This is a genomic window from Labilithrix sp., assembly GCA_019637155.1.
Lineage (GTDB): Bacteria > Myxococcota_A > Polyangia > Polyangiales > Polyangiaceae > Labilithrix.
In genome coordinates this window covers 32,879-55,663 of the sequence record JAHBWE010000024.1, presented here as the reverse complement: position 1 = coordinate 55,663, position 22,785 = coordinate 32,879, and the positions used below count along the sequence as shown (strand labels likewise).

Here is a 22,785-nt window from a genome sequence, read left to right as displayed (position 1 = left end):
CCGCATCGCCTTCTGGAAGTACGAGAGCGCGTCCTTGATGAGCTTCTTCACCTCGTACGCCGCGCCGATCTCGTAGCAGAGCACCGTCTCCTGCTGCGGCTCCTTGATGCGCGCGTTGAGGCCCTGGAGGAACGCCTCGATCGCCTCGTTCACGCGGCCGCGCTCGATCTCGATCATGCCGATCATCGAGCGGCAGACGCACTCGCGATCGGGATCGCGCGCGGCGGTGTCGAACTCGCGGATCGCGTCGTCGAGGAGGCCCATCTCCTTGTAGGCGATCGCGAGGTCGTAGTGCGCGCCCGAGTCGTCGACGCTGATCTGCTTCGCGACGCCCTCCTTGAACTTCGCGAAGACCTCCTCGACGTCGACCTGCTCTTCCTGGTTCGCGTGGCCTTCCGCCGGCTCGATGTTCGCGTAGTCGAGGCTCTCCAGCGCGTCGAGCGACTGCGCGATGTCGAACGCGCGGTCGTTGCCCTCCGCGCGCGGCTTCTCGCGCGCGCCGCTCCCGCGCTGCTCCTCTTGTGACTCGATCTCGGCGAGGCGCTCGCGGAGGAGCGGATGGTTCGGGTGCCGCGCGAGCTGCTCGGTCAGGATCGCGCGCGCGTCGTCGAAGAGGCCGCGCGAGCAGAAGAACTCCGCCTCGTCGAGCGCGTCCTCGAGCTCCACGCTCGCGCCCGACGGCGGCGGCTTCGACATGCTCCGCGGCACCATCGAGATGCGCCCGAACGCGGGCGGCGCAGCGGAGACGCGGATCTCGGCGGCGCTCTCGGGGTGGACGACGGGCCCTCCTCCCGTGAGCCCGCCCGCGAGCGGCGGCGGCCGGCGCGACCCGCCGTGCAGCGGGCGCAGCGGCGGCGGAGGCGGTGGCTCGTCTTCCTCCGGCGGCAGCGAGTGGATGTCGCCCTCGTAGTCCTCGACCGCCTCCGGCTCGTCGAGCGGGAAGCTCGGGAGCGCCTCGCTGCCGACCGGCGCCTCCTCGTCGTACGCGGCCGCGCCGCGGACGTGCACCTGCCGCTCGTCGGCGTAGTGCGAGGCGACGTCCGACGCGCCCATCTCCTCGAGGTCGTACGACGGGAGCCGATCGTGCGTCGCTTGCGGCTGCTCGTCTTCGTAGACGCCGCCGTCTTCGTAGCCGCCGTCCGCGCCCACCTCGATGTCGGCGCTCTCGTTCTCGTCGACGATCTCGTAGCCGAGCTCCTGGAGCATGTCGATCGCGCGCTGGTTCTGCGGATCGAACGCGAGGACGTCCTGCAGCGCACGCGCGGCCGAGTCGCCGTCGAGCGCGTCGACGTAGAGGCTCGCGATGACGAGCATCTCCTCGACCGCCTCTTCCGTCTGCTCCGACTCGATGAGCACGTCGCGATAGACCTCGTGGAGGTCCATCGATCGCGGCTCGACGTCGAGGCCCGCGCGCAAGACGTCGAGCGCCTTCGCGTACAGCCGCACGCGCCGGAACGCCGCCGCGTCCTCGAGCGTCTTGTTGACCATCTCGGTCGTGTCGGCGCCCGACGGCGGAGGCTCTTCGAGCTCGTAGCCCTGCTGCTCGTAGCCCTGCTGCTCGCCGTACCCCTGCTGCTCGTAGCCCTGCTGCCCGCCATAGCCTTGCTGCTCGTAGCCCTGCTGCTCGCCGTACCCCTGCTCCGCGTAGTCGCCCTCGGGCTCGGGCTCGAGGTTCGATTGCCCGAACCCGTACGGCTGCTGCTGCCGCATCGGGCGGCGGTACGGATCGTCCGCCTCCGCCGTCGGTTGATCGAGCTCGTCGTAGGAAGCCTCCGCGCCGTAGCCGTCGTTCGGGTCGCCGTAGCCCGCGTCCTCCTCGACGACCTCCGCTTCGTCGACGACCTCCGCGTCGTCGTACGACTCGTACTCCTGCTGCTCCTCGTCGGAGATCTCGTGGACGCCGTGGCGCGCCGCGGGGTACGCCTCGGTCTGCGCGCGCGGCGGCACCGGCTGCGTCGCGCCGCGGTTCGGCTGCGGCGGCAGCGGCGCGGGGCCCGGCGGCACGTACGGAATGACGGGGCGCGGGGCGGCCTCGTTGCCGTACACGGCGGCCGGCTCGTTCGGGTACTCCGGGTACGGGTTGCGCTGCGCGGGCTGCGGCGTCGGCGGGGGAGGCGGCGCGCCCGGACGAAGACCACCGCCGAACTGCGGGGCCGGCGCGCTGAACTGCGGGGCCGGCGGGCTGTACGGCGGCTGCGCGCCGAACTGCGGGGGCTGCTGCGCGCCGAACTGCGGGGTCTGCTGCCCGCCGAACTGCGGCTGCGGCGCGCCGAACTGCTGGGCCTGCTGCCCGCCGAACTGCGGCTGCGGCGCGCCGAACTGCTGCGCCGGCGGGTTGTACTGCGGAGGCGGCGCGTTGTACTGCGGGGGCGGAGGCTCTCGCTCCGGCGGCGGCTCCGGCTCCGGCGCGGACGCCGCGACCGCCGCCGCGCCGTAGGGCGGCGCTTGCGCCGCGCCGCCGCCGCCGGTCTGCGCGAGGCGGCGCACGCCCTCGTCGTGCGGCGCGACGCGGTTCAGCCGCTCGAGGATCTCGCGGAAGAGATCCATCTTGCCCGTGTCGCGCGCGACGCGGGCCATCTCCTTCTGCACCTCGATCGCCTTCGCGCCCTGCCCGATCGCGTTGAACGCGCGCGCGAGGAGCGACAGCGTGTCGAAGTCGCGCGGGTTCGCCTGGAAGCAGACCTGCAGCTTCGCGAGCGCCTGCATCCCGTCCTGCGCTTGCCCGCGCGAGAGGTACAGCTCGGCGCAGATCTTCGCCTGCTCGGGATCCTGCTTGTGGTGCAGCAGCCGCTCGAGGACCTTCAGCGCGTCGTCGCGTCGCCCGATGCCCTGCAGCTGCTGCGCCGCCGTCTTGAACTCGTCGACCGCGCCTTCGACGTCCTTCACGCGCGAGAGCGCCTCGGCGAGGCGCAAGTGCGGCAACGGGTTCGTCGGATCGAGCTCGACGATTTTCCTGAAAACCTCGATTGCCTCCTGATCCTTCTGCTGTCGCTGGAGGCGCGTCGCGACCTCGTCGAGCGCGGCGAGCGCGTCGCTCGTCAGCCCGAGCTGCTGGTAGAGCTCCGCGAGCTTGGGCGCGATGTGGCCGTACCGCTCTTCGAGCTGCGGCACGTGCTTCGCAATGATCTCGCGGATTTGCTTGTATACTGCAATCGCTTTGAGCGCGAAGCCCTGCGTCGCGTAGAGCTTGCCGACCGACTCGTAGGTGTTGATCGCGTCGGCGTAGGCCGACTGCTTCGCCTGCAGGTCGCCGATCTTCAGCAGCGTGCGGGCGTCGTTCGGATCCGCCTCGACGAGCTTCCTCAGCTCGACGACCGCCTTGTCGAATTTTTTCTTCTCGACGAACTTCTGGGCGGCCTCGAGAACCTTGTCTCGGTTAATCGCCACGTCGTCGAGCGCCTTCCTGTTGGAACATGCCGCGGATGACTGAGAATAACGGTACTTCCGAAAGGTTGCCTAGTCGCGCGTGACGGATCCGGCATTCTCTCGTGTTCGAGAGGGGCGCCGCCCCTCTCGAGCTCTCCCCGCCGGGGGCCGGTCGCGCGAAGACGCGCTCTACGCCCCCGGACCCCCACGAGAGGGGGGCCGACAGTGCGCCTAGGCGCCTACCTCGCGCTCGCGCGCGCGCAACGCCTCGCCGGCAGTGTGTGCAATTCGCGTCTCGACGGCAGCGCGCCCAACCTCTCACTCCACCGACAGCGCGCAACCTCCTACCGAAACGCGGCCGCGTGACGATAAGTGGTTGAACCACTGGATGAGCGTACCTAAGTTGGCGGGCGTGAATCTCCGCGTTCTCTTCGTTTTCGTGCTTTTTGCCGTCGTGTCTGGGTGCGTCGTGGGGTCTCCGATCCCGAAGCAGAAGTTGCGCCTCTACGTGCCGGCGAGCGGGGAGCTCGGGGTCATGGCGCGCGCGGAGGTCTCGGGGTGGGAGACGCAGCTCGGCGGATGCGAGGTGTACATCGGCGTCGTATGCGAGGACTCACGCTCGCTCTCCGGCACCGTCGACGCCGTGACGTGCGAGCCGGCCGACGCGTGCGGCTCGATCACGCTCGAGGGCCCGCGGGCGACGTGGATCCCGCTCCGCACGTCCTACGTCGTCACCGTCGCCGGCACCGTCGACGGCGAGCGCCTCGAGGAGACGCGCACGTTCACCGCGACGCCGCCGCGCGTGAGGTTCGAGGGCGTCTACGCGCTCGCGAACGACCCGCCGCCCGCGGCGTTCGCCGGCGAGCCGCTGACGATCTGCATCGCGAAGGAGGCACGCGAACGCATCGTGTCGCCGCTCACCGTCACCGCGGAGCTGGGAACGACCGAGCTCGCGCGCGATGACCAGGACGGCTGCGTCACCGTCACACCGGCGCGGAGCGGCGCGCTCGTCGCCACCGTCACGCTGCAGCTCGAGCCACCGGTCGAGCTCCGCCGTCTCCTCTACGCGATCCACACCGTCGACGAAGCGGAGCGCGTGGAGCTCGACCACCTGCGCTGCTCCTCGATCGACCGCGTCTGGCTCGTGGCGTCGGAGAACCACGAGAACCACGAGAAGGATCGCGCGCCCGGCGAGCGCACCTACGGCGCGACGCTCCCGTTCGTGCTCGCGTTCGAGGACGGCGCGAAGCTCCCCGCGCCCGCCTCCGTCTTCACGTACCGCGACGGCGACGAGGTCGTCGCGGCCGCCGCGGGCCCGAACGGCGGAGTGAGGCTCGAGGTCCGCAAGGAGCCGTCGCCCGCCGCCAGGCTCGAGGTCCGGGCGGGGAGGTTCGCCCGCGACGTGCCGGTCTCGGTCATGTCCCCCGGCGGGCGCTGCGACGGGAAGTAGGCGGAAACGCCGCGCTGGAAGCCATCGGCCATCAGCGGTAGGGTGGCCGGTCATGGCCACGCAGTCCGCGCTGTACAAAGCACCTTTTGGCCCCGGCGGCGCGAGCGAGATCGACGTCCAGATGGCCTCGAAGCTCCTCGCCGTCGCGCTCTCGAAGGGCGCCGACTACGCGGACGTGTTCTTCGAGTACCGCGCCGCGGGCGGCTTCGTCTACGACGAGGGCATCCTCAAGAGCGCGTCGCGCGGCGTGTCGATGGGCCTCGGCGTCCGCGCGCAGCAGGGCGACGCGACGGGCTACGCGTACACCGAGCGCCTCGACTGGGACTCGATGAAGCGCGCCTCCGAGACGGCCGCGTCGATCGCGACCGGCGGCGGCTCCGCGATCCCGCAAGCGGTGACGTCGCACGCGCTCCCGAGCCGCTACGACCTCGACCGCGTCACGCTCGACGTGCCCGGCATGGACAAGCGGAAGCTCCTCGAGCGCGCCGCCGCCGCCGCGCACGCGCACGACCCCCGCGTCGTGAAGGTGGAGTGCTCCTTCGCCGAGGAGATCCGCGAGATCCTCGTCGTCACGAGCGACGGCCGCCTCGCGCGCGACGTGCAGCCGCTCATGCGCTTCGGCATCCGCGTCATCGCGGAGAAGGACGGCAAGCGCCAGGAGGGCTCCTCCGGCGGCGGCGGCCGCACGACGATCGGCTACTTCGACGGCAAGTCGCCGGAGTGGCACGCGACGCAGGCGGCGACGCAGGCGATCACGATGCTCGACGCGCAGGAGGCGCCGGCGGGGCAGATGGAGGTCGTGCTCGCGCCCGGCGACAGCGGCATCCTCCTCCACGAGGCGGTCGGCCACGGCCTCGAGGCGGACTTCAACCGCAAGGGCACGAGCAACTACGCGGGTCAGGTCGGCAACATGGTCGCGAGCGAGCTCTGCACCGTCGTCGACGACGCGACGCTCCTCATGTCGCGCGGCTCGATCAACGTCGACGACGAAGGCCACGAGCCGCGCTCGAGCACGCTGATCGAGAACGGCAAGCTCGTCGGCTACATGCACGATCGCCTCTCCGCGAAGCACTACAACCTCGGCCCCTCGGGCAACGGCCGCCGCGAGAGCTTCGCCTGCGCGCCGATGCCGCGCATGACCAACACGATCCTCGTCGCGGGCCCCCACGATCCGGAGGAGATCCTGAAGAGCGTGAAGCGCGGCGTCTTCGCGAAGCGCTTCGGCGGCGGTCAGGTCGACATCTCGAACGGCGACTTCGTCTTCTCGCTCACCGAGAGCTACCTCGTCGAGGACGGCAAGATCACGGCGCCGCTCAAGGGCGTGAACCTGATCGGCAACGGCCCCGACGTGCTCCGCAAGGTGTCGATGCTCGGCCACGACGTCGAGACGTCGGACGGCGTTTGGACCTGCGGGAAGGACGGGCAGAGCGTCCCCGTCGGCGTGGGCTGTCCGACGATCAAGATCAGCTCGATCACGGTCGGCGGCACGAAGGTGTGAGGGTGTGACGGCGAAGGCCTTCGTCCTCGTCGTCGCGCACGAGCCCGACCTCGAGGCGGAGGCGGGCGCCGCGAACATGCTCCGCACGCTCGGCGCGGAGGTGAAGACGCGCGGCCTCTGGGAGGACGCGGGCGGCCTCTTCGAGGACACGCACGCGAAGGTGCGCGCGATCGTGATCGAGACGGGCGAGCGCCCCGACCTCGCCGCCTCCGCCCTCCGCGCCGTCCGCAAGACGACGGAGCTCGCGCAGACGCCCGCCATCGTCGCCGTCTCCGCGCGCCAGGTCTCGCGCATGGACCCCGCGAGCGGCTTCGACGACTTCATCGTCACACCCTGCACCCCGGTGGAGCTCTACGCGCGCATCCGGCAGCAGGAGTGGAAGCGGAGCGAGTTCTCGACCGAGGAGCGCCTCAAGGTCGGCCCCCTCCTCATCGATCGCGCCGCGCACGAGGTCCTCGTCGAGGGCCGCGCGGTGGTCCTCACCGCGAAGGAGTTCGCGCTCCTCTCGTTCCTCGCGCAGAACCGCGGCCGCGTCTTCTCGCGCGAGACGCTCCTCTCCCGCGTGTGGGGCGCGCGCTACGAGGGCGGCCCGCGCACGGTCGACATCCACGTCCGCCGCCTCCGCATGAAGCTCGGCGAGTCGCTCCCGCTCGAGACCCTCCGCGGCGCCGGGTACAAGCTCCGCACCCCGAGCGATCGATGAACGATCGAGAGACGATCGAAGGACGAAATATGGGCCTCGCACTGACGTCGTCTCGCGCGCGAGGTCTCGGTGTGGGGCGTTTCGAGCGTCTTCTCACCGGGGAGGTCCTCGGGTGAAACCTCGCGTCGCGATCAGCGTGGGATGCCCCTGCGGGATCGGCCCCGAGGTCGCGGTCGTCGCGGCGGCGCGCTTCGCGCGGAAGGCGCGCGTCACGCTCGTCGGCGATCGCGGCGCGCTCCTCGCCGCCGCGCGCCTCCGCGGCGTCGACGCCACGAAGCTCGAGGTCGTCCAGCCCACCGCGTCGCTGCCCGCGCCGGAGCGCCGCCCCGGCGCGCCCGGCCGCGCCGCGGGCGCCGCGCAGCTCGCGTGGATCGACGCGGCGACGGACATGGTCCGCGCGCGCGAGGCCGACGCGCTCGTGACGGGCCCCGTGTCGAAGGACGTCATCGCGCGCTCCGGCGGCGCGGTCGCGCGGCGCTTCCGCGGCCACACCGAGCACCTCGCGGAGCGCCTCGGCGCGGCGGAGGTGACGATGGCGTTCTGGAGCGAGAAGCTCACGACCTCGCTCGTCACCACCCACCTCGCGCTCGCCGACGTCCCGCGCGCGATCACCCCCGCCGCCGTCGCGCGCGCGACCTTCTGGACCGGCGACTTCCTCGCCCGCCTCGGCGCGCGCGGCGCCCTCGCGGTCGCGTCCCTCAACCCGCACGCAGGCGAGGGCGGCCTCCTCGGCAAGGAGGAGTCCCGCGCGATCGCGCCGGGGATCCGCCGCGCGCGCGCCCGCCTCGCGAAGGCGCGCGTGGCGATCGACGTCGTCGGCCCGGTCCCGGCCGAGAGCGCCCTCCGCCTCGGCGCGACCGGCGGCTACGCCGGCGTGGTCGCGATGTACCACGACCAGGCGACGATCCCGATGAAGCTCCTCGGCTTCGGCGAAGCCGTCAACGTCTCCCTCGGCCTCCCGATCATCCGCACGAGCGTCGACCACGGCACCGCCTACGACCGCGCCGGCAAGGGCACCGCCGACGCCCGCGGCATGCTCGAGGCCATCGCGCTCGCGCTGCGGCTCGGTGCTTAGCGCATGATCCGAACCACGAAGCCCAGCGCCATCGTCGCTGCGACGGTGGCGCTCGTCGCGGCGATGGGGCGGTCGGGGCGGTCCTTGCTGCGCCAGAGCAGGAGCGCGGCGGCGAGCGCGAGGAGCTCGGCGAAGACGCGGATCGCGGCGTCGCCGTTCTGCTCGTCGCGTGTGACGCCGAAGAGGGTGACCGGGTCCCCGTCGTAGCGGAAGCCCGTCGCGACGTGGCCGATGTCGACGAGGCACCACGCGCGGACGTCGTCGCAGTGGAGCTTGCGCGGCGTGCAGTCGAAGCCGGTGGACAGCGGGGTGTCGGGGCGCTCGGAGGAGAGGTAACAGGTCCCGCGCTTCCACTCGTCGCGGCGGATCCGGTACGCGGTGCCGTGCACCGTCAACGCCGGGCCGTTCGGATGGAGCTCACCCGCGCTCGCGAGCGAGGTCACGTACGAGACCGGCGGCTGCGCGATCCAGAGACGCCACGACATCGGGAGCGACGGGAGCAGGCACGCCGTCACGAACGCGACCGCGGTGATCGCCCACGCCGCCGGCGGCGCGACGCGCGGCACGACGTAGAGGACGACCCCCGCGAGGAAGCCGAACGCGGAGAGGAGCCCGAGCGCGAAGACCGACAGGACGAAGATGGCGCTCGCGTCCCCGGAGGAGACGGGGCTGTCGTCGAACGCCGCGAACGGGACGAGCGCGAGCAACATCGCGATGCCCGGGATGTGCTTCTGGTCGCGCCAGTCGCCGCGCGCGGCGAGCGCCGCCTGGCCGAGCGCGAGGAGGAAGAGCGGGATCGAGGCGACGAACGAGCCCCAGTCGTCGGCGTCGTGCGGGCCGATGAGCGCCGTCGTCGAGAGCAGGAGCGCCACGAGCGCGGCGACCGACGCGAGGCCGATCGCGACGCTCATCGGCGATGCGGGAGGTAGACGAGCGCGTAGCCGAGGTACGTGATCACGACGAGGAAGAAGAGCACCGCGGCGACGTTCCATTGCCACGGGGTCTTCGTCCGCGGCGGCGTCTTCGTCGCCATCATCATCTGCGTCGCCGCGACGACGATCGCGTTGATGCGCTTGTCGGCCTTCGCGCCCTTCTCCGCGTCGTCCTTCAGATCGCGGTAGCGGCCGGCGAGGTCCGGGAGCTTCTCCGATTTGAGCGCGTGCTCGAGGATCGCGTTGTGGGGTTTGTCGTCCTCCCACGCCTCGAGGCAGCGCTTCCAGAGCGCCTCGAAGATCGCGTCGTGGTCGCCGATCTCGGCGAGCTCCTCCGGCGAGGGCGAGGGCGCGTCGTCCTGGACTTCGCTCACGGTCACGGCCTCATCATAGTAGCCGGAGGACGCGGAGGACGAGGCCGCATGCGATCGCCGAGGCCGCGAGCGCGCTCGCGGCGAGGACGGGCCGTTCGTCCTCGTGCTCTCGTCGCTCTGTCCGCCACGCCTTGAAGAGGAGCCACGCCGCGACGAGGGCGAGGACCTCGGCCGCGCCGCGGACGGAGGTGGTCACGCGGGAGCTGACCACCTCCGCGTCGTCCGGCGGTCGCAGGACGATCCCGCCGCCGTCGTACGACGCGCCTTGCGCCCATCGACCGTCGGAGACGACGCACGCGCGGAGGTCGTCGTCGCAGTAGACCGGCTCCTCTCGGATGCACGCGCGCTCGACGACGCTGTTGGTGGTGGGGGAGCGCTCGTGCCAGAAGACGATCTCGCAGTCGGAGGAGCCCATCGTCGCGCGGCGCAGCTCGAAATGGATCCCGTGCGCCACGACCGGCTCGCCCGTGATCGTCACCACGCCGGCGACGGGGCTCCGCGTGATGCTCGCGCCGTCGTGGTGCCGCCGCGGCTGCCACGGGCCGGGGAGGGAAGGCACCACCGCCGCGCCGACGAAGGCGAGCGCGGTCACCGCCGTCGCGAGCGGGAGCGCGACGCGCGGCGCGCGGCGGAGGCCGGTCCCGATCCACGCCGCGACGCAGGTGAAGACGAAGAGGACGGCCGCGAAGCCGAGCGTCAGGATCGCGTCCATGTCGTGCGCCACGCTCGCGCTGCTGAAGTCGATCGAGCCGCGGGCGACGACGGCGACGAAGAAGAGGGGAGAGAGCGCGACGATGCCGGCGACGTTGTTTGGATCGCGCCAGCGGCCGGCGGCGACCACGATCGCCTGCGTCAGACCGACGACGAACACCGGCGCGATCGCCGCGGCGAAGAGCCACGGATGGTTCCACGGGCTCGGCGTCGAGAGGACGCCCACCGTCACGGCGAACGCCGCAAAGACCGCGACGAAGGCGAGGAGCACCGACCGCACGAGGACGTCGTTGGACGGCACTCCCTACGAGGTCTTCACTTCGCGCTGTCGATCCAGATCGTCACCGGGCCGTCGTTGAGGCTCGTCACCTTCATGTCGGCGCGGAAGCGGCCGGTCTCGACCTGGATCCCGGTCGCGCGCGCGGCGGCGACGAAGTCCTCGTAGGCGCGCTCCGCCTCCTCCGGCGGCATCGCGCCGTCGAAGCTCGGGCGGCGGCCCTTCCTCACGTCGCCGTAGAGCGTGAACTGGCTCACGACGAGGAGCGCGCCGCCGACGTCGACGACGCTCTCGTTCATCTTGCCGTCCTTCTCGAAGATGCGGAGCCCGAGCACCTTCGCGAGGACGAAGTCGCGCTCGGCCGCGCCGTCGCCCTTGCCCGCGCCGAGGTAGACGAGGAGCCCCTTCTCGATCGCGCCGGTGACCTCACCCCCGACCTCGACCTTCGCCCACGCGACGCGCTGCACGACCGCGCGCATGTCAGATCCGGAGCGCGCGCCGGAGCTCGGCGACCTTCGCGAACCACTCCTGCCGCTCGTACGGCTCGTTCAGGATGTGGAAGTCCTTCTTCGAGAGCCCCACGCACCCGAAGCAATACGTGCAGCCGCTGCAGGCGACGCAGCGGACGAGGTACGCGCTCTGCGTGCAGCGCTCGCAGCGCTCGCAGTGGGAGCACGCGACGCAGCCGGTCGACGCGGTCGTGTGCGAGCACTCGGTGCAGTCCGTCGAGCTCGTGCAGTAGTGCGAGCGCGCGACGTTCTTGCAGTCCTTCAAGAAGGTCGAGTCCGTGCAGCGCTCGCAGCGCTCGCACGCGAGGCAGCCCGCGTTCGCGGTCACCTGCGCGTGGCTCTTCGCGAGCTCCTGGAAGCGCTTCTCGAAGTCGCTCGGCGTCATTGGGCGCGTTCGTAGATCGCTCTCGAAAAAAGATCCTCCGTTTCTTTGGCCCAAGTCGCCAGATGTAGGACTTTACCCACATACGCCGGCGTACCGCGCCGTGCGCAGAGGAGGACCTCTCATGAAGCCCGTCGTTTCGTCGCTTGTCGCACTCGTGATCTCGATCGCGCCGTTGTCAGCGATGGCGGCCAAGTCCGCGCACGGCCACCACGCCAAGAGCGCCCACGTGCAGAAGAAGGTCGAGAAGAAGTCCGACAAGTCCGACAAGTCCGCGCTCGTCCGCGTGAAGGCGGGCAAGAAGGACGGCGCGGCGATCAAGCCGGTCGTCCACCACGCGAAGGACGTCGACGTGAGCGGCGCGGGCCACCACGAGCCCGGCATGACGCCGCCGAAGAAGAACGATCACGGCGGCGCCCTCGTCTCGGCCTCGATGACGACGAAGATCGCCAAGGTGGACAAGAAGGCGAAGCCGGGCAACGAGCTGCCGAAGCTGCCCGCGCACGTGAAGAGCGGCAAGCCGAGCAAGGGCGGCGCCGAGAAGGGCGCGCGGAAGCCCGCGAAGTCCGAGCCCGCGTCCGCCGACGATGGCGAAACCTCGCGCGACGAGGAGCTCGCCGAGCTCGTCGCGCGGATCCGCGGCGTCCACGGTGACGCGTCCGCGAAGTCGGCGCCTTCGGCCCAGGGTCCGAAGCAGGTGAGCCACAACGCGCCCGCGCGCCCGCCGTGCACCAAGGAGCCGGTGGAGATCGTGCGCGGGCCGGAGGCCGAGCGCTTCGAGCTGACGAAGTGCGACGGCACGATCGCTCCCGGCGCGCTCGAGCGCTTCTCCGTCCTCATCCGCCCCGGCGGCACCGCGCGCCCCACCGCGCCCGCGTCGGAGCTCGCGAAGAAGCCGGGGCCCGACATCGCGCCCGGGATCAAGCGCGTGGACGCGCGCCTCGTCGAGCGCGTGCAGCGCCTCGCCGATCACTTCGGCAAGCCCGGCGCCCCCGCGCGCTTCTTCGTCATCTCCGGCTACCGCCCCGCGTCGATCGGCAGCATGCACTCGAGCGGGCGCGCGATGGACTTCCGCGTCGACGGGATGAAGAACGAGGACGTCGTCTCGTTCTGCAAGACGATCAACGACACCGGCTGCGGGTACTACCCGAACAGCTCCTTCGTCCACATGGACGTGCGCGAGCCCGGCACCGGCCACACGACCTGGATCGACGCGAGCGGCCCGGGCGAGAGCCCGCGCTACGTCACGCAGTGGCCCGAGCCGGCGAAGCACACGAGCCCGCTCGACCGCGTGACCGCGACGGAGTCGATCCCGACGACGCGGCTCGAAGAAGAGGGGGAGGACCTCCTCCGCGCGCGGCGCCCCACCAGCGACGACGAGCAGCCGATCGACTCCGGGATGGTCTCGCCGTTCTGAGCCCTGACAGCTGAGTCAGTCCGCGGCACGCCGATCATGCCACGAGGACGCGCGCTCCCGAGAAAGGGCGCGCGTTTTCGCGTTTTGTGGGCCATTTCGAGCGGGCACGGCCTTCGCAATCCTCCTCCGCATGAAGCGAATCTGGACGGCGGCGATGGTTCTCTCGGCTCTCGGCCTGGCGGCGTGCGGCGGCGACGACGACGCCTCGGCGTTCTCTGTGGCGGGGCGGACGGCCAGTGACTCTCCCAGCGGCGAGAACGCGGGCGCGGCTCCGTCGGGCGGCACCAGCAGCGGCGGCAGCAGCACCAGCAGCGGCGGCATCGCGGCGCCTCCGTCGCCGAACGCGCCGTCGAGCGACGAGACGCCGGGCGCGCAGGCCGGGCTCCTCACCGCCGGCGTGTGGGACGACAACCTGAACTTCGAGTTCTACAAGAAGTACATCGGCCTCTCCTCGAACCTGGCCGGTCTCCCGTCGTTCTCGATCACGGAGCGCGAGCAGGCGCGCGCGCAGTGGACCGCGCGCGGCGCGAAGACCGAGCTCGACATCGCCTTCCTGCTCGACACGACCGGCAGCATGGGCGACGAGCTCAAGTACATCCAGAAGGAGATCGACGGCATCGCGCAGTCGATCAAGGACAAGCACCCGCAGATGACGGCGCGCTTCGGCCTCGTCCTCTACCGCGATCACGGCGACGCCTACCTCACGCGCGAGCTCGACTTCACCGGCCTCGACGAGTTCAAGGCGAAGCTCGACGAGCAGTCGGTCGGCGGCGGCGGCGACTACCCGGAGGCGGTCGAGGAGGGGCTCGCCGCGACGCTGAAGCTCTCGTGGCGCGCCGGCTCCGTCGCGCGGATGGCCTTCTGGGTCGCGGACGCGCCGCACCACCACGGCGACGAGGGCTCGGTGAAGGACTCGATCCTCGGCGCGGCGGCGAAGGACGTGCACATCTATCCCGTCGCCGCGAGCGGCTCGGACGAGCGCACCGAGTTCACGATGCGCACCGCCGCGCAGATGACGGGCGGCCGCTACGTGTTCCTCACCGACGACTCGGGCGTCGGCAACGCGCACGCGGAGCCGAAGATCCCCTGCTACCACGTGACGCGCTTCGACGGCGCGCTCGTCCGCATGGTCGAGAGCGAGCTCACCGGCCAGCACGTGCAGCCGGACGCGAAGGCCATCCTCCGCTCCGTCGGCAACCCCGTCAACGGCCAGTGCGCGACGAAGTCGAGCGGCACAGTAAGCATCTATTGAGTTCGAGAGGGCTCTGCCCTCTCGAGCTCTCCCGCCGGGGTCTCTCCGCGCGCGCGGGGCGCGCGCTCCGCCGCCCCGGGCCCCCGAGAGGGTTGCCCGAGCGATCATGGCGGCGTGGCGGGCTCAGCTTGGGAGCGCGCAGAAACCCTCGTAGTCGATGTATTTGGTGATGCTGGGGGTGGGGCCGCAGACGATGCAGTTTGGGTCGCGGCGGAGCTTGAGCTCACGGAACTTCATCTTGAGGGAGTCGTAGGTGAGGAGGCGGCCGGCGAGGACGTCGCCGCGGTTGAGCAGGAGCTTCACCGCCTCCGTCGCTTGGAGGACGCCGATGACGCCGGGCAGGATGCCGAGAACGCCCGCCTCCTGGCAGCTCGGCGCGAGGTGGGGGGGCGGCGGCTCCGGGTAGAGGCAGCGGTAGCAAGGGCCCGCCTGGATGCCGAGCTTCTTCGCCGCCTTGTCCGGCACGAAGGTCGTGAGCTGGCCGTCGAAGCGGAAGATCGAGCCGTGCACGACCGGCTTGCCGAGGAACACGCTCGCGTCGTTCACGAGGTAGCGCGTCGGGAAGTTGTCGGTGCCGTCGACGACGACGTCGTAGTCGGCGAAGAGGCGATCGACGTTCGAGCTGTCGAGCCGCTCCTTGTAGCCGACGACCTTCACGTCGGGGTTCAGGTCCTTCAGCACCTTCTCCGCGCTCTCGATCTTCGGCGCGCCGATGCGCGAGGTCGCGTGGAGGACCTGGCGCTGGAGGTTCGACGCGTCCACCGTGTCGGCGTCGACGAGGCCGAGCGTGCCGACGCCCGCGGCCGCGAGGTAGAGCGCGGCCGGCGAGCCGAGGCCGCCCGCGCCGATGAGGAGGACCTTGCTCTTGAGGAGCTTCGCCTGTCCGCTCTCGCCGACCTCCGGCAAGAGGAGGTGGCGCGAGTAGCGATCGCGCTGCGCGTCGGAGAGCTGCGGCGGCGTCTCGATCGGATAGCCGAGGTCCTTCCAGCGCACGAAGCCGGGGTTCGCGGTCTCGACGTTGGTGTAGCCGAGCTCCGCGAGCGTCTTCGCCGCGAGGGCGGAGCGCGTGCCGCCCGCGCAGTACGCGACGATCTTCGCGCCCTTGTCGGGGAGGCGCCCCTCGACCTGGATCTCGAGGAAGCCGCGCGGGATCGAGACCGCGCCGGGGATGAAGCCGGCGCGGTACTCCTCCTTCTCACGCACGTCGAGGAGCGTGTAAGGCTCGTTCGCGTCGAGGCGCCGCTTCACCTCGTCGAGCGAGACTTCCTTCGTTTCGCGGCGCGTCTGCGCGATGAGATCGGTGTAGGTCGTGGGCATGACAGAGGATCCGTTATAACGGACATAGGATGCTCCGTCGAGCCGCGCCGTTGCGTCAGCGCGCGGACGCGAGGAGACCGCGCTGGCGCAGGCGCATGAGCCCCGCGTTGACGGCGTCTTCCGACGCGTCGAGGGCGCGGACGAGCTCGGCGAGGTCGAGCTCGCGCTTCGTCGCGCTGAAGAGGCGGCGATCGAAGTCGAGGTCGGCGAGGCAGCGCTTCGACACCGTCTCGACGACCGCCATCGCCGCGTCGCCCGTGCGCGCCGCGTAGTACGCCCCGCCCGATCCGACGCCGAGCCGCGTGAACGCGCGCTCCAGCACCTTGTCGTAGAAGGGCGTGACGGACGGGATCATCCCGAGCGCGTGGAGGAAAATGCCGTTCTCCTCCAGCGTGTTCGCGACGTCGTCGAGCGACATGCCGGTCGGATCGATCGCGAACCGATCGGGGTGCGGTCCGCGCTCTTCGCTGCACGCGTGAGGCGGCGCGTCGCCGACGAGGACGCAGACGCGGTACGCGCCCGCGCGCCACGCGAGATCGACGACCGCGGCGAGGCCGGAGAACACCGCCTCCGCCGCGTCCGTGTTCTCGGGCGGGCTCTGCACCTTCAGCTTGTCGAGCACCGCCTTCGTCTTCGCGCTGTTCGCGGCGAAGGGATGGACCTCGACGAGCTTCACGACCGTGCCGTGATCGCGGTAGCCGACGACCGCGACGCGCACGTCGACTCCCTCCGTCGCGCGGAGCGCATCGAGGATGCGTACCATCTGCGCGCGCGCCGCCTCGATGAACGGCGTCATGCTGCTGGTCAGGTCGACGCAGAAGACGAGATCGAGCTGGGAGATGACGTCGCTCATGAGGCGGCGCAACCTGGGCACGGCGCGGCCACGGCGCAAGATGGTATCCTCCACCGCGATGGCGAAACCGGTGCGCACGGAGACGGCGGTCACGCCCGTCGCTGCGCCTCCGCCGCCGGCGGAGAGCTCGCCGTGGAAGGCGGGCGATCGCCTCGGCCGCTACCAGCTCGTCGCTCCGCTCGCGGCGGGAGGCATGGGCGTCGTGTTCGCCGCGCGCCTCACCGGCGCGCACGGCGTCGAGCGCCTCGTCGCGCTGAAGACGCTCCGCCCCGTCACGTCGAAGAGCGATCGCGCCGCGCTCCTCCGCGAGGCGCGCGTCACCTCGCGCCTCCATCATCGCAACGTCGTCGGCACGCTCGACCTCGGCGAGGTCGACGACGTGCCCTACGTCGTGATGGAGCTCGTCGACGGCGTCTCGCTCGCGCGCCTCGCCACCGCGTTGAAGGAGCGGCGTGACGAGCTCTCGCCCGAGCTCGGGGCGTGGATCGTCATGCAGGCCGCGAGCGGCCTCCACGCCGCGCACGAGCTCTCGGACGCGAACGGCGCGCCGCTCGCGCTCGTGCATCGCGACGTCTCCCCGCAGAACATCCTGCTCTCCACGAGCGGCGAGGTGAAGATCGCCGACTTCGGCATCGCGAAGTTCGAGGGCCGCGAAGAGGCGACCGCGACCGGGATGATCAAGGGCAAGTTCGCGTACATGGCGCCGGAGCAAGCCAACGCGCTGCCGCTCGATCGACGCTGCGACGTGTTCGCGCTCGGCATCGTCCTCTGGGAGCTCCTCACGCTCGAGCGCCTCTTCCACGCCGACACGCCTTCCCAGATCATCCTCAAGGTCGTCCACGAGGTGGTGCGATCGCCGGCGGAGGTCCGCCCCGGCGTCGGCGACGACCTCGCCGCGATCGCGCTCAAGTGCCTCGCGAGGGAGCCCGCCGCGCGCTACGCCACCGCGGCCGACGTCGCGGACGCGCTCCGCCGCGTCCTCCGCGCGCGCGCGCCGGTCGACGAGAGCGATCTCGCGCGCCTCGTCGATCGCTGGTTCGGCGTCGAGCGCCGCGAGGCGATGACGCAGCTCACCGCGAGCGTCGACGGGACGACGATGACGATGGCGGAGGAGAGCCAGGTCGCGGCGAGCCCCGCCCGCACCGCGCCCTCGCGCGGCGCCCGCTTCGGCGTCGCGGCGACCGCGTTCGTCGTCGTCCTCGGCGCCGGCGGCGCCCTCGCGTGGCGGATGCGCGCCCCCACCGTCGACGCGCGCGAGCCCTCCGCGGCGGCTCCTCCCGAGCCCGAGGTCTCCGTCTCGCCGCCGTCTGCGGTGGAGTCCGCGCCGCCGCCGGTGCCCGCGCCGCCGCATCCGAGCGAGACGGCGTCGGCGGCTCCACGTCCGCCGCCGAAGCGCCCGCGGGCGGCGCCGGCTCCGAAGTCGAGCGGCGGCTCGACGCTGTTCCCGACGCTTTGACGATCAGAAGGCGCCGCCGACGCGGAGCTGCGAGCCGTCGAAGCCGACGGTGACGCGCTTCGACGGGCCGAGCACCGCGATCGCGATCGTGATCCCGGCGAGCACCGCCGGCACCGCGTACGAGACGTAGTGCAGCGTTCGCCACGTCTCGTACGTGTCCTTCGCGTCGGCGTAGCGTCCGCTCCCCCGGCCGAGCGCGCGCGCGTCGTCGCCCTTTCCGTCCGCGACGAGGTACGAGGCGACCGGCAGCGCGACGCTCGCGAGCGTCACGCCGGCGCCGACCCAGACCCACGCCGACACGCCGCGCGGCGGCGGTGGCTCCGGCGGCGGCGCAGGTGGCGGCGGCGCGGGCTCCTCCGGCGGCGAGGTGTCGACGACCACGGTTTTACCCTTTTCGACGATCACCTCGCGGCGCTCGATCTTCTGCGTGCCGACGTTGACCTCGATCGCGTGCGTGCCCGGCGCGAGCCAGACGACGTAGCCGGCGGGGCGCGGCTCGGAGGTGCCGACGCGCGTGAGCACGATCGGACCGCTCTTCGGCGCGCGCACGTCGACCGCGCCGTGGGTCGACTCGAGCTGCTCGAGCCGCGTCGTCGCGTCGGCGCTGCGGGCGACGAGGTCCTTCCCCACGTTCTCGCGCCGCTTCACCTGCGCGACGAAGGCGCGGTACCGCTCGATCGCGCGCGTGACGTCGCCGCTCGCCTGGTACGCGACCCCGAGGTTGTACAGGATCTTGTAGCCGCGGCCCTCGCCGAGCGTGGCGAGCAGGTTCTCCCAGGTCGCGATCGCGGCCGGGCGATTGCCCTTCTCGTACTGCTCCATCCCCGCGCGGAAGACGGCCTCGTGCTCCGGCGTCGGCGGCGGCTCGTTCGCGCGCGCGGCGGCGGCGAAGAAGAAGAGGGCGGCCGCGGCCGCGGCAGCGCGCTCACGCATCGTCGACCTTCGCGCCGAGATCGGAGAGCACGCGATAGAGGTTCGCGCGCGACATGCCGAGCCGATCGGCCGCGCGCTGCACCGAGCCGCCGCACTCTTCGACGACGCCGGGGATCACCGCGCGGTGGTACGCGTCGAGGAGCTGCCGCTTCGCCTCGGCGTAGGGGTGCGCGGCGAGCGCGGCGAAGTCGAAGCCGCCGCGCGCGGGCTCGTCGTTGCCGGAGGGATCGAAGAGCATCCGCTCGTCGGTGTTGTCGAACGTCGCGAAGCGATCGATCACGTTGCGGAGCTCTCGCACGTTGCCGGGCCAGTCGTAGCCGGTGAGGACCTTGACGAGCGCGGGCGGGAGGACCGCGTTCGCGTCGCCGCTCGCGATGCGGAGGAAGCGCTCGGCGAGGAGCGGGATGTCCTCCTTGCGATCGCCGAGCGGCGGCACCGACACGTGCACGACCGCGAGGCGATAGAACAGATCCTGCCGGAACTCCTTGCAGCGCACCGCCTCCTTGAGGCGCCGGTTCGTCGCCGCGACGACGCGCACGTCGAACGAGATCGGCGCGCGCCCGCCGATCCGGCGGACGGAGCGGCTCTCGAGCGCGCGGAGGAGCTTCGGCTGCGCGTCGAGCGGCAGCTCGCCGATCTCGTCGAGGAAGATCGTGCCGCGATGGGCTTGCTCGAACGCGCCCGCGTGCGCCGCGACCGCGCCGGTGAAGGCGCCGCGCTCGTGGCCGAAGAGCTCGCTCTCGACGAGGTTGGCGGGGATCGATCCGCAGTCGACGACGACGAACGGCCCGTCGCGGCGCGGGCTCTCGGCGTGGAGCGACGACGCGAGGACCTCCTTGCCGGTGCCGGACTCGCCTTCGATGAGCACGGTCACGTCCTTCGCCGCCGCCATCTCGAGGACGCGGAAGACGTGGCGCATCGACTCGCTGTGCGCGACCGCGCTGCCGAAGGTCGTGCGCGGGGAGAAGGGGAGCTTGAGCGGCTCGCGCCCGAGCGTGAGCGCGAGGCGGGTCGATCCGAGCGTGAGCTCGACGTCGCTCGTCACGCGCAGCTCGGTGACGCGCGCGCCGTGGAAGAAGGTGCCGTTGCGGCTCCCGCGATCGACGATGCGGACGCCGCCCGGCTCGCCGTGGACCTCGAGGTGGCGGCGCGACACGAGCGGATCGGAGAGGCGCAGATCGCACTGCGTGCCCGATCCGACGTGCACGGCGCCGCCTTGCGTCTGCACGCTCTGCCCCGCGTCGGGACCTTCCACCACGACGATGCGCGCGTCGCGTACGAGGAGCGAGTGGATGTCCGCGAGGGCGACGCCTCGCGTTGTCGGATCGTCTCCAGACACGGCCGCTCAGCCTATCAGGGCACGTAGAACGGGACGATACAGTCGACCTCGACCTGGCCCGTCGCGGTGAGCAGCATGTTCGTCGGCGCGCGGCCGTTCAGCACGAGCCCCGGGAGGAGGGCGACGTCGGTGAACTCCGCGCTCGGCGTGACGTCGGCGCTCGGCGGGTTGGAAGGCGCCTGCGCGCCGCCGAACGAGGCGGTGAGGGTGGACGTCCCGCGCGCGCGGATCATGAAGCCGAGCCTTCCGGTCCCCGGCAGCGCGGGGAGCGCGACGCTCAGCGTGGCGCGGGCGCCGATGACGGGCCCGTATCCGTCGCACGCCGCGGCGCAGCTCCCGCAGCCGCATGCGCAGGTGAGGGGACCGATCGGGAGCGACGTCGTCACCTCGTAACACGTCGCGCCGCGCACGCGCTCGAGGACGGAGGGCGGGCACTCGGGCGGCGGCGTGCACTGGCTCGCGCCGGCGCACTCTTCCGCCTCGGTGCACGCGCACGTGCGCCCCTGCGTCTGGAGGCACGGGATCGCGAGCGAGCACTGGCTCGGAGATGGAAGCGCTCCGCCTTCCGGCGACGGCAACGGCGGCGACGACGTCGCGCTCGGCGCGGGCTGGAGCGGACACGCCGTCACCGACGCGAAGCGCGCCTCGGCCGGGCACACGAGCGGCTCCGGCAACGACCCGAGACACGCCGGCGCGATCACGAGGACGCCAGCGCTCGCGGCGAAGACGAGCCGCGAGAGCTGACCTGCACGCACCACGCGCGCCAGAATACAGGTTCTTTTCAACGTCGGGGCTTCGCCCCGACACCCCACCCCAGACACGGCCCTCGCGCTTTGCGCGAGGGTCGCTTCGCGACCGCTTGCGCGGCCGCTTCTGGGGCCCCGGCTTGTCTTCAGCTCTTCGGAGGGGGAGGGGCGCAGCAGCGGATTCCCTTGGGCGGGACGGGGGGCTTCGCGGGGGTGGCGCCGTTGGGAGCGGGGGGAGCGGGGCGCTCGCCGGTGGTGTTCTTCGGCGGCGCGGGGGGCTCGGGGAGCGCGCCGTCTTCGAGCGCGGGAGGAGCGCCGCCGAGGCGCGGGCAGACGAGCGGGGCCTCGAGCTCCGCGCCCTCCGGGATCGCGCCGTCGTCCTTCACCTCGATGTCGCGGCAGCCCTCCTTCGGGATCGGCGGCAGGTTCACCGCGCGGCACTCGAGCGTGATCTTCGTGACGCTGCCGGCCTCGCAGCCCTCGTTCTCGTGCGCGACCGGCACCGGGATCTGCTTGTCCCCGCAGAGCGACTTGATCTCCTCGAGCTTCGGCTCGAAGAGCTCGCGGATCGACGCGCACGCGCCGTCGTCGCTCGTCAGCTCGAGCGACGCCGCGTTCTCGACCTTCGAGAGGACGAGCGCGGACGACGTCTCGCCCATCTCTTCGAACGTCATGTCGTCGTCTCCGCTCGGGGCCGACGAGGAGGAAGCGCCACAAGCGATACCGAGAAGCGAGGTCGCGACGACGAAGACGACAGAGCCGGTGCGGACGAGGGACATGGGCAAGTTCTCCTTGGGAGAGGGTGTGTCCCGTCCCTGGAGCAGCCCGTGTGCCACCATGAAAATTCGCGAAAAATCGGCCGTTTTTCTCTCATTTCGTCCAAGCCTTTGGACGTCGTCTCGAAAGTTGGACGGCGGCGCCGCCGCTCCATGAGGAGAGAGGCGCGCGGACGCGACGGCACGCCGGCTGCTCGTCGAGAGGACATGCCGAACCGCACGTCGCTGATCGTCCGCTCCCCCCTCTTCGCCCTCGTCCTCGCCGCTTGCTCGGTCGACGCCGCGCCCGCCGACACGATCGCGCCGGCCGGCGAACCGACCAGGCCCGCGACGAACGACGACACGACGACCGGAGAGGAGACCGCGCCGGGAACGCCGGCCGCGCCGGCCGAGGAGGCCGCCGCCGTCGCGCCCGCGGCGTGCGCGACCGCGCCGAAGCTCGCGACGGGCCACGCGTACGAGACGGTCGAGTGTCCGACGCAGCTCGGCGGGATCAACCACTGGGCCTCCGCGAACGCGTGGAAGAAGCTCGACGCGGTGCCGGTGACGGTCGCGGTCCTCGACGGCGCGTTCAACACGGAGCACCCCGATCTGAGCGGCGCGTTCGCGCTCACCTACAACTTCGCGAAGCCGCAGTGCGCGACGTACGACGCCGGCGACGCGGCGTGCACGAACGTGAGCCCGCCGCCGTCGCCGCCCGCGGCGCAGCTCGGCGCGATCAACCACGGGACGATCATCTCCGGCGTCATCGCGGGACGCGGCGAGCCGGGGAGGGGGATCGTCGGCGTGAACCCGAGCGCGAAGATCCTCGGCGTCGGCCGCGACGCGAGCAACGACAACCTGAAGGCGCTCGCGTGGGCGGTCGGCCAGAAGCCGGACGTGATCTCGATGAGCTGGCCGCTCGGCCCCGCGCCCGGCGAGAGGGAGGTGCCCGCCTTCGAGGCGCTCCTCGAAGAGGCGACCGCGAAGGGCATCGTCGTCGTCATGGCGGCGGGCAACACGAAGACGAACGTGGACGACAAGGCGCTCTACCCGACGCGCTACTCCGCGATCCCGGGCGTGATCGCGGTCGGCGCCGTCGACGACGACGGCGCGTTCTTCGCGCAGTTCTCGAACTACGGCCCGCGCTACGTCGACATCGGCGCGCCGGGGAAGGTCATCTCGAGCGGCGGCGACTACGCGACCGGGCGCTACAGCGTTCAGGCCGGCACGTCGTTCTCGGGCCCGCTCGTCGCCGCGGCCGCGTCGCGCGTCATCCAGTACCTGAAGGACAAGGACGTCACGTACACCGCGGCCGACGTCGAGCGCCTCGTCGTCGAAGGATCGAAGGCCGACCCGAAGCTCGAGCCCTACTTCCGCGAGGGCCGCGTCCTCGACATGACGACGCTCCACGCGCACGTGACCGCGAAGCACTGAGCG

General features: G+C 71.5%; 19 protein-coding genes and 1 pseudogene. 8 read left to right on the top strand and 12 right to left on the bottom strand.

Translation table 11 applies throughout. The features are described from left to right. Window positions 1-2,475 precede the first annotated feature (2,475 nt). A pseudogene (locus tag KF837_38695) lies at window positions 2,476-3,387 on the bottom strand (tetratricopeptide repeat protein). 448 nt (window positions 3,388-3,835) lie between these two features. Between KF837_38695 and KF837_38690 the strand changes: the two are divergent. The 4 genes from KF837_38690 (at window position 3,836) to KF837_38675 (ending at window position 8,092) form a co-directional block, all read left to right on the top strand. Then, window positions 3,836-4,816 (top strand): hypothetical protein, encoded by a 981-nt coding sequence (locus tag KF837_38690; GenBank protein ID MBX3233317.1) that lies wholly within the window; start codon window positions 3,836-3,838, stop codon window positions 4,814-4,816. A gap of 52 nt (window positions 4,817-4,868) precedes the next feature. Further along, a complete protein-coding gene (gene tldD / locus KF837_38685) occupies window positions 4,869-6,314 on the top strand; it encodes a metalloprotease TldD (GenBank protein MBX3233316.1) in 1,446 nt (481 codons plus the stop codon). A gap of 76 nt (window positions 6,315-6,390) precedes the next feature. Next, window positions 6,391-7,017, top strand: a complete 627-nt coding sequence (locus tag KF837_38680; protein ID MBX3233315.1) for a response regulator transcription factor — start codon at window positions 6,391-6,393, stop codon at window positions 7,015-7,017. 112 nt (window positions 7,018-7,129) lie between these two features. After that, entirely contained in the window at window positions 7,130-8,092 is a 963-nt protein-coding gene (locus KF837_38675) for a 4-hydroxythreonine-4-phosphate dehydrogenase PdxA (protein ID MBX3233314.1), read from the top strand. Here the strand turns inward: KF837_38675 and KF837_38670 are convergent. The 5 genes from KF837_38670 to KF837_38650 are packed head-to-tail and all read right to left on the bottom strand — an operon-like array spanning window position 8,089 to window position 11,280. Further along, window positions 8,089-9,003, bottom strand: a complete 915-nt coding sequence (locus tag KF837_38670; protein MBX3233313.1) for a hypothetical protein — start codon at window positions 9,001-9,003, stop codon at window positions 8,089-8,091. The two genes, KF837_38675 and KF837_38670, sit on opposite strands and share 4 nt — an antisense overlap. Continuing rightward, window positions 9,000-9,404, bottom strand: coding sequence for a hypothetical protein (locus KF837_38665; GenBank protein ID MBX3233312.1), 405 nt, complete (start codon window positions 9,402-9,404; stop codon window positions 9,000-9,002). Before KF837_38665 ends, KF837_38670 begins: the two co-directional genes overlap by 4 nt. A 7-nt stretch (window positions 9,405-9,411) precedes the next feature. Then, entirely contained in the window at window positions 9,412-10,410 is a 999-nt protein-coding gene (locus KF837_38660; GenBank protein ID MBX3233311.1) for a hypothetical protein, read from the bottom strand. 14 nt (window positions 10,411-10,424) lie between these two features. Beyond that, entirely contained in the window at window positions 10,425-10,865 is a 441-nt protein-coding gene (gene dtd / locus KF837_38655; GenBank protein ID MBX3233310.1) for a D-tyrosyl-tRNA(Tyr) deacylase, read from the bottom strand. Between the two features lies 1 nt (window position 10,866). Next, on the bottom strand, window positions 10,867-11,280 hold the full coding sequence (locus tag KF837_38650; protein MBX3233309.1) for a hypothetical protein: 414 nt from the start codon (window positions 11,278-11,280) through the stop codon (window positions 10,867-10,869). 181 nt (window positions 11,281-11,461) lie between these two features. On the opposite strand from KF837_38650, the gene KF837_38645 reads away from it, so the two are divergent. Then, window positions 11,462-12,694: a DUF882 domain-containing protein gene (locus KF837_38645; GenBank protein ID MBX3233308.1), complete on the top strand. Its 1,233-nt coding sequence runs from the start codon at window positions 11,462-11,464 to the stop codon at window positions 12,692-12,694. A 154-nt stretch (window positions 12,695-12,848) separates the two neighbouring features. After that, window positions 12,849-13,946, top strand: coding sequence for a VWA domain-containing protein (locus KF837_38640; GenBank protein ID MBX3233307.1), 1,098 nt, complete (start codon window positions 12,849-12,851; stop codon window positions 13,944-13,946). 123 nt (window positions 13,947-14,069) lie between these two features. Here KF837_38640 and moeB read toward each other — a convergent pair whose 3' ends face one another. Continuing rightward, window positions 14,070-15,263 carry a molybdopterin-synthase adenylyltransferase MoeB gene (moeB, locus tag KF837_38635; GenBank protein MBX3233306.1) on the bottom strand — a complete coding sequence of 398 codons (1,194 nt, stop codon included), beginning with the start codon at window positions 15,261-15,263 and terminating at the stop codon, window positions 14,070-14,072. A gap of 55 nt (window positions 15,264-15,318) precedes the next feature. Next, window positions 15,319-16,116 carry a VWA domain-containing protein gene (locus tag KF837_38630; protein MBX3233305.1) on the bottom strand — a complete coding sequence of 266 codons (798 nt, stop codon included), beginning with the start codon at window positions 16,114-16,116 and terminating at the stop codon, window positions 15,319-15,321. Between the two features lie 58 nt (window positions 16,117-16,174). Between KF837_38630 and KF837_38625 the strand changes: the two genes are divergently transcribed. Beyond that, complete coding sequence (locus tag KF837_38625; protein ID MBX3233304.1) at window positions 16,175-17,572, top strand: serine/threonine protein kinase; 1,398 nt, start codon at window positions 16,175-16,177, stop codon at window positions 17,570-17,572. A 3-nt stretch (window positions 17,573-17,575) separates the two neighbouring features. Here the strand turns inward: KF837_38625 and KF837_38620 are convergent, their stop codons facing one another. From KF837_38620 to KF837_38605, 4 genes are all read right to left on the bottom strand, one after another. Continuing rightward, complete coding sequence (locus KF837_38620) at window positions 17,576-18,505, bottom strand: tetratricopeptide repeat-containing protein (GenBank protein ID MBX3233303.1); 930 nt, start codon at window positions 18,503-18,505, stop codon at window positions 17,576-17,578. Continuing rightward, the gene (locus KF837_38615; protein ID MBX3233302.1) at window positions 18,498-19,844 is read right to left on the bottom strand and encodes a sigma 54-dependent Fis family transcriptional regulator; all 1,347 of its coding nucleotides are present in this window, start codon (window positions 19,842-19,844) and stop codon (window positions 18,498-18,500) included. The genes KF837_38620 and KF837_38615 overlap by 8 nt, the downstream gene beginning before the upstream one ends. 14 nt (window positions 19,845-19,858) lie before the next feature. After that, window positions 19,859-20,602: a hypothetical protein gene (locus KF837_38610; protein MBX3233301.1), complete on the bottom strand. Its 744-nt coding sequence runs from the start codon at window positions 20,600-20,602 to the stop codon at window positions 19,859-19,861. Between the two features lie 134 nt (window positions 20,603-20,736). Continuing rightward, a complete protein-coding gene (locus KF837_38605) occupies window positions 20,737-21,264 on the bottom strand; it encodes a hypothetical protein (protein ID MBX3233300.1) in 528 nt (175 codons plus the stop codon). Between the two features lie 309 nt (window positions 21,265-21,573). Between KF837_38605 and KF837_38600 the strand changes: the two genes are divergently transcribed. Beyond that, window positions 21,574-22,782 (top strand): S8 family serine peptidase, encoded by a 1,209-nt coding sequence (locus KF837_38600; protein ID MBX3233299.1) that lies wholly within the window; start codon window positions 21,574-21,576, stop codon window positions 22,780-22,782. Window positions 22,783-22,785: the final 3 nt, after the last annotated feature.